This window comes from Paenibacillus sp. FSL H8-0261 (assembly GCF_045040645.1).
Lineage (GTDB): Bacteria > Bacillota > Bacilli > Paenibacillales > Paenibacillaceae > Paenibacillus_AQ.
The window spans coordinates 3,906,090-3,917,782 of the sequence record NZ_CP150297.1 but is presented as its reverse complement, the minus strand read 5'-3'; the positions used below and the strand labels follow the sequence as shown (position 1 = coordinate 3,917,782).

Genomic DNA, 11,693 nt, shown 5'->3' with positions numbered 1-11,693 from the left:
TCTTGATAAACCACCTTAGGTGGGTCAGTAACCGTTTGGGCCGGGCATTTTGGACATTCAGACATTTCCTTCAGCTCCTTTTGTGTGTGGACTTACCGTATTATACGCACAGAACAAAAGCCTGCTTGGTTGTTTGTCTATTGTATTTAAAAATGGGTATTTGCTTAACGCTTGTAAATTTCACGCATAACATGGCGAAGTTCCGGGATAATTAGCCGTTCCATAGCCAGTTTTACGGCTCCAGTAGAGCCGGGCATAGAAAAGATAGCGGTCTTTCCCATGGTGCCTGCAATGGCTCGACTAAGAATAGCTGCCGAACCGATGTCCTCTGTGAAGCTTAGCATCCGAAAAATTTCACCGAAGCCAGGTAATGTTTTATCTAGCAAAGAGGCAACAGCTTCATACGTCGTATCCCGTGGAGAAATCCCTGTTCCACCTGTCAGGAGTACAGCTTCTATTCCAGCGTGGTCAACACATTTATATAATAGCTCACGAATATCTTGATAATTATCTTTCGTAATGGTGCTGCCTATCACTTCATACCCGGCTTCTTCGAGCATAGAATTAATCAAAGCTCCTCCGGTATCTGTTTCAATAGTTCTGGTGTCCGAGACAGTAATGATATAGCAGGAAACGGTTTGAGGCGCTTCTTTCCGATGTTCTTCAACAGATGACAAATGGCTCAACTCCTAGATTAGAGATGTTATCATGATAGGGTATGGCAGAAGTAAAGACAAGCTTACTTGTACTCACAAAATTCAGCAGGAATTTGGGGTGCCGCTTGCGTGCTTCGCGCGCATGTAGTACACTCGCTACACATAACTGTAATTTGCTGGGGAGCGATGAAACATGGAACAGGTCGTACCTGTGTATATATTGTCAGGATTTCTGGGGAGCGGCAAAACAACACTGCTGCAGCGCCTACTAGATCATTGGAAAAATCAGGGTTTACGCCCTGCAGTAGTGATGAATGAGCTGGGTGAAGTGAATTTAGATGGATTGTTAGTTGAGCAAACTGTCCCTATGGCAGAACTACTTGGTGGATGCATATGCTGTTCTATCCGAAGTGATCTTAGTACAGAACTCGCATCACTGATCAAGAAGGAGACTCCGGATGTCGTAGTGATCGAGGCAACAGGCGCTGCGAATCCGCTGGAAATTGTGGATGGCGTAACCGAGATTTCGTTGTATCAAAAAGTAGAACTGAAAAGCTTGATCACCGTCGTTGACGCCGCGCATCTTCTTGAACTGTATCGCGCACAGCAGGGGGCAACTTATCGTTTGATGCAGGAGCAGATTCGCTGCGCTTCTGTCTTGCTATTGAATAAAATTGACCGTGTAACCGCTGAAGAGGCGGAGGAGGTTAACGCTGTACTGCGGAAATGGAACGCTTATGCACCCATTCTGCCAACTGTGCGTTGTGAGGTGGAACCGGAGGAACTGCTGCGTGATGCAGGTGGAGTTCTTACGGATAAACAGCTGGAAGAGGTTGAGGACGCGAGCGAAAGCTTCTTGCATGATGAAGATGAACACACTACTGGTGGCACACATACTAGCCACGATCATGTGATGGCGTACACACATTATTTTAAACGTTCAGTAAACAGTGAAGAATTCGAACAATTCGTTAAGGAATTGCCGCGTGATGTTTACAGAGCTAAAGGTATTGTGACCTTTAATGACACCTCCAGCCGGTTTCTTTTCCAATATGCCTATCGTGAAGCTGATTTTATGAAAATCACACCACAAGGCGAAGTGCCTGACGTTGCCGTATTTATCGGCGAACATTTCTCATCAAATGAACTGCGCACTAGGTTACTGGAGATGGAGGGACGTACCTTCGTTCGTCCTAGTACAGTTAAGAGAAGTCTATAATCAGATCTCCTTGTCAGAAGTTGTAATGGTTCATTCCTAATCTTGTAGGTTAATAGTATCGCATACCCTATAAAAATACAGGAGGTTTAAGGCTATGACCCGAATTCAATATCAGGAGTGCATTGACGCTTGTTTAGAAAGTATGAATGCCTGTAATTATAGCTATGTCTCAAGCCTAAAAGAATATGATCTTGCTTCTCTGCGTGAAAGCATGCGGCTAGATCGTGAATGTGCGGATATTTGTTCATATGCCGTACAAGCGATGACTCGCCAAAGTCCGTTTGTAGCCGGAATTCTCCGTCTGTGTGCCGAAATTTGTGAAGCCTGTGCAGATGAAAGCAGCAAGCATATACATACACATTGTCAGGAATGTATTGATGCCTGCCGTAGATGTGCTGAGGCGTGTCGTTTGATTAGCGATGCGGTTGAAGTATACGCGTAAGGTTGTATACCCAACCTAACTATATAATAAGCAAATGACCAGACCATTGCTGTGGATGTACAGCATGGTCTGTTTTTCTTTTTAGCACAAGGCTAGATTAAATTTCGTTTCTAGAAGAGGAAATATGTAGGGAACTGGAGAATTAACAGTAGATATGAAGCGAACATAAACTTCTCCGAATCACCTGGATGATATCAGTTTATTATAGCTCTGGCAGGCCGAATAGAAGTGGAGGGGAAAGATGAAGCATACACAAGTACCAGAGAGTGAACAATCCAAGGAGTTATTTGCGTATTTTGGACTAGCAGTTTATTATGGTCAAGCTCTAGAACAGCAGTTGACCAATTTGTTATTGCTCACCAAATTATCACAAGGGAAGACGCCCACTGAAGCAGATCTGACTGATTTGTATCAGCGAAAACTCAGCAATTCACTCGGTCAACTCATCAAAGAAATCCAGCATCACTTTCCTTTCTCAGAGCAAGAAACCGCTCAGCTAGAAGAAGTGTGGAAGCAGCGTAACCATATCGTTCATGATTATTTCAAGGAACGGATACAAGAAACGTTCACCCCCGCTGGAAGGGCGAAAATGATTGAGGAGTTAAAACGATTCAAAAATAAAGCAAGAAGGCTAGAAATCAAATTACAAGGCTATTGTACAGAAATGTTCACGAAACTGGGGTTAGAAGAGGAGACTTTGCACTAATAACCCTTCTAATCCGCACTCCTCTACAACCTCCGGTCTAAAATGAATCTTAGAAGCTCTAACGCAGCGTGACAGTGCAGATAGAGCTTCGCCTAATGCCGGAAGCATCTCTGGCGTTAGGTGTTCACCTGGTTCCCACCACCAATTCATAATGTTCAATGTTTGGCTCTTCTTATCCATCACCGGTTCAAATCTCGCAATAAAACGATCATTATATAATATAGGCAGTACATAATAACCATACTCCCGTTCCAAGGCTGGTTTATAGACTTCCCAGCGGTAATGAAATCCAAATAATTGTCGGATCAGCTCTCGATCCCATATCAAGTTATCGAGTGGAGCCAAGACAGCCGCAAACGAATAACTTGAATGACTCTCAGCATCTTCAGACTCCTGCTGTATTACAGCTTCTAAAGTTAGAGCGTCCATGCTACGGATGTAGAGTGGAAGTTTAATACCCTCCACTAGAACTTCTCTGAGACTGTCCGCCATTAACAGTCTTTGAATCGCTTCAGTACGTTCCTTGCTCTTTAGACCAGAAATTCCAAGCCATCCGTCGCCAGATTTATTCCATAACAGTCCGATGCTACCTATTCTACGCAGCACATACCAATCATTAAATTGTTCATCAGTGGGGTTAGGGTCTTCAGTGTTTAAAAGATTATGAGGAAGCAGGCGTTCAGTGAAATCGTAATACCGACGGGTATGAACACGATGATGAACGACTACTTCCCCCCAAAAGTACATACTTTCCAAAGCGGCCCGGGTTAATCTAGCCGGAGCCCAAGCCCAATCCACCTTATCCTTACCATCTAGATCCAGAGAGGAGAGGGGACCGCGCTTTAATAGCTCTTCACGAACCTGTTCTACTGTAGCCATTACTGGCTCATTGGCCCGATGGCGTGTGGCTGATGCCTCTCTTCTGCGTTTAAAATAAGGCCAGTCCTCTGTACAATAAATGGACATGTTCTTGTCCCAGCCATCTATTAGAAGTCGGTCTTGATACAGTAGCTCTTGGGCTTGCTCAGGTGTGAAACCGGGAACTCGTGCTTGGAGGACAAGCTCATGGTTATGGCCTGCGATGTTAAGTGGATCATATTGGATACAGCCTACGTGACGAACGTAATCATAAACACTAAGTTTACCGGCAGGAAGAGCGCCCCTAGTTAACTTTTGGTGAGCCAGGAGAAAAAGTCGAGCTTGCTTCTTAGTTATAGTGTATGTACGCATCAAAAGCCTCCTTCACCTATATGTATTATTTTTCATTTTACAGAACAAACGTTCTAATATCAAGTATAGAAAAACCCTGAATCACAGGATGTGACTCAGGGGATCGATTACATCTTCTCTAACGATGGTTGCAAGCTGCCTAACGAAGGTCGGGAGGGTGCACCATTGTTATTGTCTATGCTGTTAGAACCAGCACCTACTTGTAGCTGGTACATCCGGAAGTATCTACCGCCGAGTGCCATCAGCTCATCGTGGCTACCGCGCTCTACGATCTCTCCGTGATGCAGAACAAGAATCTGATCTGCGCTGCGAATTGTAGATAGACGGTGCGCGATGATGAATGTGGTACGTCCTTTTTTGAGGACTTCTAATGCATCTTGAATGACGCTTTCTGTCTCCGTGTCGATATTGGAGGTAGCTTCATCAAGAATCAGAATAGCTGGGTCGAAGGAGAGCGCTCTGGCAAACGAAATCAATTGCCGCTGACCTGCAGAAAGGGTGCTCCCTTTTTCAATAACCGGTTCATCAAAACCTTGAGGAAGGTGGGCCAGCAATTTATCTGCTCCGACTTCCCGTAAAGCCCGTTCAACCCGTTCGCGTGAGATTCGTTCATCCCCCAGGCTGACATTGGAAGCAATAGTACCAGTGAAGAGGTAAGGGTCTTGAAGAACAATCCCCATGTGATTGCGTAGCCATTGCTTCGGAATATCTGTAACCTTCTGGCCATCAATCGTGATTTCACCTTTCTGTGGATCATAGAACCGGAATAATAAGTTGATTATCGAGCTTTTTCCGGAACCGGTGTGACCTACTAGTGCAACAGTTTCGCCTGGGCGTGCTTCAAAGGAAATATCGCGAAGGACGAAGTCTTTTTTATAAGCAAAAGATACGTTCTTAAACTCCACTTTTCCTTTATAGCGCGGCATGGAACCATCGGTAACATTCTCCCCAGGCTCATCCATAAGAGTAAACACACGACCCGCAGACACCATAGAAGTGTCGAGATTTGCAAGCTGATTCACCATACCTGTAATCGGTTGGAACAAACGTCCAAGCACATCGACGAAGGCGTATAGAACACCTAAAGATACAAATGTAGAACCCGTAATACTGCCATGTCCGAAATACCAAAGCACCATCACAAAAGAGAGACTGCGTAGAGAGTTCACCAGGTTGTGGGAGGTGAAGGCATTCAGATTCAGCATTTTATTCTGATATTTCAAGTAGTCATCGTTCAGATGCTCAAATTCTTCACCAAGCTGCTTCTGACGGCGGAATATACGAACAATGGACATTCCTTGAATCGATTCATTAATGATAGCGTTAATCTCACTCAGACGGGAGCGGATGATCGTATTGTATTTTGTAGCGATTTTGCGGTAGAGCACGATCCAAAGAATAAGAATCGGGATGATGAACAAGCTGATCAGACCTAGCCGAACATCGAGCAGGAACAAGGCGATGTATACACCAGTAATATTAATAATACCAGTACTGAAATTAGAGAGAACGGCAATAAATAGATCCTTAATCGCCTCGGTATCATTAGTTACACGTGACACTACCTTACCTGCTGGCAAGTTGTCAAAAAAGTAAACCGGAAGTCGCTGGATATGCGCATACACATCTGTTCGTAGTTTTCGGATTACCTGATTCGCCGAAGATTGCAGCCAATAGGTTTTACCGAATTCGGCAAAGATCGAGATGACCAGGAAGATAGCGTACAAACCGACCAGCTGATAAATACCAGGGAGCTCAGGTTTGTAAAAATCAAATAGTTCATCCGCTGAAAGTTTAACCGCAGGATAGATGACTTCATCCTGGCCGCGCGTGATATGCATTTCACCATTACTGAACTTTCTCTCACCATCGGACTGTGTTACGGCTTCATTGATAAAGTAGAAACTTCGTCCCGATTGAAGAATGCGAATTTCTTGACCCTTAGCTTCCCCGGGTTCAAAACGGTCTCCGCGTTTGTAATAAGCGTTGTTATACTGAACCGCCTCATCTGGTGATGCAGTACTAAAATAAGGCTTTTCGATGGCCAACATATGATTGTCAATCATGCTTTTGGCAATAAATGGACCTGCCAGTTCAGCCGCTACCCCGATGGAGAGGAGTAGAAGGGCTGCGATAAAGGTTTTTTTTGCGGTCAATGCGTATTCAAGCAGGCGTTTGCCTGTACTCTTTGTCAACGGTGACACCTCCTAAAAGTTTTGCATAGTCATAGCTAGTATGTCTTTTAATCATTCGATAAATTATTCTCTACTTGTTGCCGGTCATACTGCTCGCGGTACCAGCCATTCAGATCCAGCAGCTCTTGATGCGTACCACGTTCCACGATATGTCCGTTATCAAGTACGACGATCATGTCGGCATGTTGAACAGCAGAGAGGCGGTGCGTAGAGATCAATGTAGTCTTTCCCGCACGCTCTTGGCGAATATTCTCAATGATCTGAGCTTCAGTACGAGCGTCAACAGCGGATAAGGCATCGTCCAGAATCAGTACATCTGGATTTGCGATAAAGGCTCTGGATAAGGATACACGTTGTTTTTGTCCACCGGATAAGGATACTCCACGTTCACCAACCAACGTATCTAAACCATCGGATAATGTTCCTAAGTCATTTTGGAAGGCGGCAGCTGTGATAGCTTTCATGATCGTATCGTCATCCGCGTTGTCTAGACCAAATTGAATATTCTGACGTACTGATTTGGAGAAAAGGATCTGCTCTTGAGGAACATAACCCATCCAGCTGTGTAGCTGATCCAATGAAATCTGTTGAATCGGAACTCCAGAGATGAGAATTTCACCATTACCTGTCGGATATTCACGAAGCAGCTGTTTGAGGAGCGTTGATTTACCGCTTCCCGTACGACCGACTACACCTAGTGTTTGCCCTTGGTTTAAGGTCAGACTGACATTGCTTAGATTGTCAATCGTCGATGAGGGATAACGGAAGGTCACATCGTTAAGTTCAATTCGGGTAGGATTAGCAACTTGAACCGGATTGGCCGTACTTTGAACATCCGCTTTGGAGTTTAGCGTCTCATCAATACGTTCGAGAGAAGCACCACCACGTTGCATGATGTTAATAAGCTCTCCAATAGCGAACATCGGCCAAACGATCATTCCGAGGTACATGTTAAAGGAGACAAGATCCCCTAGGGTGATCTGATTACGGAACACAAGATATATCCCATAGGTAAGACCGATAATGTAGCTGAGCCCTACGCAGAACCGAATCGTCGGTTCGAAGAAGGCATCGACACGGGCGACGGCCATGTTCTTGTTGTATACATCTTCTGTAATATCCGAGAATCGTTTCTCATCAAGTCTCTCTTGTACATAAGCACGGATAACTCGCACACCTGAGACAGACTCGAGAACCTGATCATTCATATCTCCGAACGCATCTTGTGCTAAGCTGTAACGATCATGGATCGCTTTACCATAAAAAATCATAGCTATTGCAATTAGTGGTAATGGTAAGACTGCTGCAAGTGTCAGCTTCCAGCTGACAAGAAAACCCATTGCGAATAGTACGACAGTGAGGTAAATTGTAGAATCCACCAGGGTGAGCATCCCGAATCCAACGGTAGCTGAGACAGCTCTGATATCATTGGTTGCCCGAGCCATCAGGTCGCCGGTTCTATTGCGTTCGAAAAACGACGGGGTCATGGTCATCAAATGATTCATAAATCTCGAGCGCAGCAGGCGCTCTACGAGGTTGGAGCCTCCGAATAATTTGTGCATCCATATGTAGGTAATCCAATAAATGACTAGCAGCAAAATGAGGATCATACCGATGTACTTGGCTAACGATGCTGTAGTAATAGAACCGCGTACTATGTCGTCAATGGCATTGCCTAGCAGACGTGGGGGGAATAATTCAAGAACACCTACACCAATAAGTAAGATAAGGCCAATCAGGTAACGCCTTTTTTCTCGGCGAAAGAACCAGCCGAGATTACGGAGAACGGAGAACAAGTAAATCCCTTCCTTTCGAGTTAAAGTACTAGCTGTGATGTTGGAAAAAAGCGCAAGTGGTTATCTCAACAGCAACGAAAAAACGACGTTGTCGTCCTTCAAAGATGACAACCGACAAAAAAGGCATATCATCCGAAAACGGACGATATGCCTGTAATTTACAGCTATCATGCGCACGGTGCTATACAGCACCAGGCATGTGAGAGACCTTCAAGAACTAAAGTTATACGATCAATTACACTCGCAGGGAACTTCAGGATGGTTTCACCACTTGGGCTGCTTCGGTATTCGGTTGATTGGAAATTCCAACAATAGTTATTTGATATGGCTGTAACTTCGTAAACACCGCGCTCACCCCTTTCATTGATTTAATAATAACTTTTGGTAATAACTAGTAGACCGTTAGTTATGATCAGAGTTTATCACTCGGTTCGCAAAGTTGTCAAATTAATTTTTGAAGAGCTTGGGAAAACATTAATTGTATAAAGGTGTTTGAATATCGATTCATTTTCAGTATGATTAGACTATACAAAGGAGCTGAGAGAGATGAACATGGAAATTAGTCAAGCAGCGGCAGCTTGGTTTAAAAGAGAACTGGATCTTAAGAATGGAGACTATATTCGTTTATTTCCCCGCTATAGCTCGGGAGGTGGACTTCACCCTGGTTTCTCACTGGGTATCGGGACGGAGGCACCAGGACGTCCGGCAATACAAGTTGAACAAGACGGTATTGTGTTCTACATGGAAGAGCAGGACTTATGGTATATGGAAGGTTACGGCTTAACTATTGTGTATTCTGAGGCAGACGATGACATTGAATATAAGTATGAAGCCAAATCGGTGCCTGGCGGAGTACAGGTTTAAATGTCTTAATTTTGTTTTTTTTTACTAATGTGAAAAGCCCTTGCCAAAAGGCAGGGCTTTTTCTAGTGTTGATATAATCAGTGCGAATTGCGAAACGTTTCTTCCTCCATAGCAAAATCGAAATCGTCAATGTCGTATACTTGAACAGGGACTCCACCTTCAATAATGCGTTGAATCAGCTCGAATTGATCTGTAAGAATAGGCACCTTCTCACGTTGTGAGGACAATAGAAGCTCCGTTTCGATAGGATCGAACGTTTCGCCGTAGACAGCGGTATCCATGCTGTTAATGATGGTAATCTTTGATTGTCCGCCTAGTAGAATACCAGAGCTTTTTGCCCAAGGAACGGCCAGACAGCGGTTGATTTTTTTAGCATTAAGTGGCTCTTCAAAATAGGCAATGAGCTCACCAATCTTGAGTTTGACATGCTTGTCATCATCTGGACGGTTCATTAACGGATCATCACTGTCCCGCAGTTCGTATAATTCCATCACGGTCGTATAAGGCACTATATATTCTACAGGGCTGCTCGATATGAGAAGCTGGCCGTAAATCGCCATCATGACGGCTTCCGTCACAAATTGTCTAGACATCTTTATCCTCCTGAAGTTCGGGTACTGCTATCGTACTTATGGACTTAAAAATATAAAAACACTGTAGAGCGCAAAAGTCAACTGTACTTAGCAACTCAGTAAAGAGAAAGGACAGAATATCCCTGTGAAGCAATGGAAATCATATTTTACTTTTGTACAGCCTTACATGAAATGGATTGTGTTTACGCTCTTTATAGGTATGATCAAGTTCAGCATCCCGTTGACACTGCCTATGATTCTGAAATACGTAGTCGATGATCTGCTGATGAACCCTGCCATGAGTGCCCAGGAGCGGGTATCGCAATTGATGCTCATCCTCGGAGGCGCTTTTGTTTTATTCGTAATTGTAAGGGGACCGGTGGAGTATTACCGGCAGTATTTTGCCCAGCTGATCACAAGTAAGATATTGTTCGATATGCGGAATAAGCTATACAGTCACTTACAGCGGTTATCGCTGCGGTATTATCAGAATACAAAAGTGGGCGAAGCGATTTCAAGATTTATAAATGATGTGGAACAGACTAAAAATTTAGTAGAAGTCGGAATGATGAATGTATGGCTGGATTTATTTACGCTAGTGTTTGCGCTTGGTTTTATGTTTTATTTGAATCCAGTGCTGGCGCTAGTATCTATCGCTGTACTTCCGTTCTACGCCTTTGCGGTAAGTAAACTATATAAACGACTTAAAGTGTTAACGAAAGACCGTTCACAGGCTCTGGCTGGCATTCAAGGCTATCTTCATGAACGGATTCAAGGCATTTCGATCATCCGCAGCTTCACCATGGAAAAAGTGGATCAGAAGCAGTTCGAAGATATCAACGGTAACTTTCTCAAAAAAGCGATGGCTCAAACTCGTTGGAATGCGATTACCTTCGCGATTATTAACACACTAACGGATATTGCACCACTGCTAGTCATCGGATACGGTGGTTATCAAGTGATTCATGGTAATTTGACTGTGGGAACCTTTGTTGCTTTCTTCGGCTATCTGGACCGGATGTATGCGCCGCTGCGTCGATTGATTAATTCCTCGACAGTGCTCACGCAAGCCTCGGCTTCCCTTGAACGGGTGCTTGAGCTGCTGGACGAGCCTTATGATATCGTGGATAAACCGGGAGCAAGACCTCTGACGAATGCACGTGGTGAAATTGATTTTCATAATGTTTGGTTCAAATACAACGAAGAAAATGATTGGGTACTGAAGGATATTAATTTAAGTATCAAACCTGGTCAGACGGTCGCTTTTGTTGGAATGAGTGGTGGCGGGAAGTCCTCTCTCATAAGCTTGATCCCGCGATTCTATGACATAAGCAAAGGTAGCCTCCAGATGGATGGTCAGGATATACAGGGTTTGACGCAGGAGAGTTTGCGAAGAGCCGTTGGGATGGTGCTTCAAGATAATTTCTTATTTAGTGGGTCTGTACGAGATAATATCTTGTTCGGCAATCCTAATGCTACAGAGGAGCAAGTCCTCTCGGCGGCGAGAGCTGCCAATGCGCATGATTTTATTGAGCAGCTGCCGCTAGGCTATGATACAGAAGTGGGAGAACGTGGAGTGAAGCTGTCCGGTGGGCAAAAGCAACGGGTTGCCATAGCAAGGGTGTTTCTTAAAGACCCTAAGGTTCTTATATTAGACGAAGCTACGTCAGCGCTGGATCTGGAATCAGAGCATTTAATTCAACAAGCGCTGCAATCCCTCTCGTCTGAACGTACTACACTCATTGTTGCGCATAGACTGTCTACCATTACACATGCTGATCAGATCGTGGTGCTTGAGAACGGTGAAATCACAGAACGTGGTACACATGAGGAACTAATGGGACTGGACGGAAGTTATGCGAGATTGTTTAACGTACAGCATTTGGATACATGATAAGATCTAACATTATAATAAATTACTTAGGTGGTCTTCTCGGGAGAGAGGGCCATTTTTTTAAATCCATTTGAGTCTTTTTGAATATCACGTGCGTCTAAAAAATATAAGCAACATGA

Annotated in this window: 10 protein-coding genes; 5 read left to right on the top strand and 5 right to left on the bottom strand. The window is 44.2% G+C overall.

The genetic code is table 11. From position 1 onward, the window contains the following. Positions 1-164: 164 nt before the first annotated feature. Positions 165-677, bottom strand: coding sequence for a molybdenum cofactor biosynthesis protein B (locus MHI27_RS17420; protein WP_405174303.1), 513 nt, complete (start codon positions 675-677; stop codon positions 165-167). Positions 678-849: 172 nt separating this feature from the next. On the opposite strand from MHI27_RS17420, the gene MHI27_RS17415 reads away from it, so the two are divergent. The 3 genes from MHI27_RS17415 to MHI27_RS17405 all read left to right on the top strand — a co-directional run bounded on the left by MHI27_RS17415 (position 850) and on the right by MHI27_RS17405 (position 3,023). Then, positions 850-1,875, top strand: coding sequence for a CobW family GTP-binding protein (locus MHI27_RS17415; protein WP_405174302.1), 1,026 nt, complete (start codon positions 850-852; stop codon positions 1,873-1,875). A gap of 94 nt (positions 1,876-1,969) precedes the next feature. After that, positions 1,970-2,317, top strand: coding sequence for a four-helix bundle copper-binding protein (locus MHI27_RS17410; RefSeq protein WP_042128424.1), 348 nt, complete (start codon positions 1,970-1,972; stop codon positions 2,315-2,317). A 241-nt stretch (positions 2,318-2,558) separates the two neighbouring features. After that, positions 2,559-3,023 carry a hypothetical protein gene (locus MHI27_RS17405; RefSeq protein ID WP_042188942.1) on the top strand — a complete coding sequence of 155 codons (465 nt, stop codon included), beginning with the start codon at positions 2,559-2,561 and terminating at the stop codon, positions 3,021-3,023. Here MHI27_RS17405 and MHI27_RS17400 read toward each other — a convergent pair. The 3 genes from MHI27_RS17400 to MHI27_RS17390 all read right to left on the bottom strand — a co-directional run bounded on the left by MHI27_RS17400 (position 3,000) and on the right by MHI27_RS17390 (position 8,244). Beyond that, positions 3,000-4,253 (bottom strand): winged helix-turn-helix domain-containing protein, encoded by a 1,254-nt coding sequence (locus MHI27_RS17400; RefSeq protein ID WP_076298839.1) that lies wholly within the window; start codon positions 4,251-4,253, stop codon positions 3,000-3,002. The genes MHI27_RS17405 and MHI27_RS17400 overlap by 24 nt on opposite strands. 107 nt (positions 4,254-4,360) lie before the next feature. Next, on the bottom strand, positions 4,361-6,448 hold the full coding sequence (locus MHI27_RS17395) for an ABC transporter ATP-binding protein (protein WP_042188937.1): 2,088 nt from the start codon (positions 6,446-6,448) through the stop codon (positions 4,361-4,363). A 47-nt stretch (positions 6,449-6,495) separates the two neighbouring features. After that, entirely contained in the window at positions 6,496-8,244 is a 1,749-nt protein-coding gene (locus MHI27_RS17390; protein WP_405174301.1) for an ABC transporter ATP-binding protein, read from the bottom strand. Between the two features lie 546 nt (positions 8,245-8,790). On the opposite strand from MHI27_RS17390, the gene MHI27_RS17385 reads away from it, so the two are divergent. Further along, a complete protein-coding gene (locus MHI27_RS17385; RefSeq protein WP_042188934.1) occupies positions 8,791-9,108 on the top strand; it encodes a HesB/YadR/YfhF family protein in 318 nt (105 codons plus the stop codon). A gap of 77 nt (positions 9,109-9,185) precedes the next feature. Here MHI27_RS17385 and MHI27_RS17380 read toward each other — a convergent pair whose 3' ends face one another. After that, positions 9,186-9,701, bottom strand: a complete 516-nt coding sequence (locus MHI27_RS17380) for a hypothetical protein (RefSeq protein ID WP_042128412.1) — start codon at positions 9,699-9,701, stop codon at positions 9,186-9,188. A 124-nt stretch (positions 9,702-9,825) separates the two neighbouring features. Between MHI27_RS17380 and MHI27_RS17375 the strand changes: the two genes are divergently transcribed. Continuing rightward, positions 9,826-11,574, top strand: coding sequence for an ABC transporter ATP-binding protein (locus MHI27_RS17375; protein WP_405174300.1), 1,749 nt, complete (start codon positions 9,826-9,828; stop codon positions 11,572-11,574). Positions 11,575-11,693: the final 119 nt, after the last annotated feature.

Coding starts and splice junctions, on each gene's coding strand:
- MHI27_RS17415 (WP_405174302.1), top strand. CDS start 850: ATGGAACAGGTCGTACCTGTGTATATATTGTCAGGATTTCTGGGGAGC.
- MHI27_RS17410 (WP_042128424.1), top strand. CDS start 1,970: ATGACCCGAATTCAATATCAGGAGTGCATTGACGCTTGTTTAGAAAGT.
- MHI27_RS17405 (WP_042188942.1), top strand. CDS start 2,559: ATGAAGCATACACAAGTACCAGAGAGTGAACAATCCAAGGAGTTATTT.
- MHI27_RS17400 (WP_076298839.1), bottom strand. CDS start 4,253: ATGCGTACATACACTATAACTAAGAAGCAAGCTCGACTTTTTCTCCTG.
- MHI27_RS17385 (WP_042188934.1), top strand. CDS start 8,791: ATGAACATGGAAATTAGTCAAGCAGCGGCAGCTTGGTTTAAAAGAGAA.
- MHI27_RS17380 (WP_042128412.1), bottom strand. CDS start 9,701: ATGTCTAGACAATTTGTGACGGAAGCCGTCATGATGGCGATTTACGGC.